Consider the following 597-nt stretch of genomic DNA (forward strand, 5'->3'; position numbering starts at 1 on the left):
ATATGGGCTGCTGCGTATTCGACGAGCCGTTCCCGCTGGCGCAGATAGGACCGCAGCACGGCAATCTCCGCCTCGGGGCGAAAGCTGCCGCGCAATAAGCCGTATGAATGCAGTTGCCGCAGCCAGCCAGCATCGCTGACATCGGTCTTCCGGCCGGGCACGTTCTTGGCGTAACGCGCATTCACCAGGATCACCTCGAAGCCATGCTGCTCGAGGATCTCGAAGGCGGGTATCCAGTAGACGCCGGTCGATTCCATTGCGACACTCGTCACACCGCAGGATCGGAACCACGTCGCCAGATCGTGTAGATCCTGCGTGAAGGTGCCAAAAGCACGTACAGGCATCTCGCAGGTGTCGGGATTTACTGCCGCCATGTGCATCGTCGAACCGATGTCCACCGCCGCGGCATGTGAATTGACCATCTTCATGTCCGGGTGGCCGCCGGTCGTGATCTTCGTCATGGCATCTCCTCCGCTTTGCTTGGAGGGCGTGGGTTATGCCAGTCCTTCATCTTCCTAATCGGGATCGCGCGGACAGCCGGCGTCACCACTCTCAAGTGCGCATGAACCCATGGGCCACGTTTTTTAACGGGGTCGA

General features: G+C 60.0%; 1 protein-coding gene. It reads right to left on the bottom strand.

All coding sequences use genetic code 11. The features are described from left to right. Nucleotides 1–461: IS110 family transposase (locus tag C7I85_RS30275; protein WP_146149029.1), on the bottom strand; the 461-nt coding region annotated here is incomplete at its 3' end. Nucleotides 462–597: the final 136 nt, after the last annotated feature.

Origin of the sequence: Pseudaminobacter soli (ex Li et al. 2025) (genome assembly GCF_003012705.1) — a bacterium.
Taxonomy (GTDB): domain Bacteria; phylum Pseudomonadota; class Alphaproteobacteria; order Rhizobiales; family Rhizobiaceae; genus Pseudaminobacter; species Pseudaminobacter soli.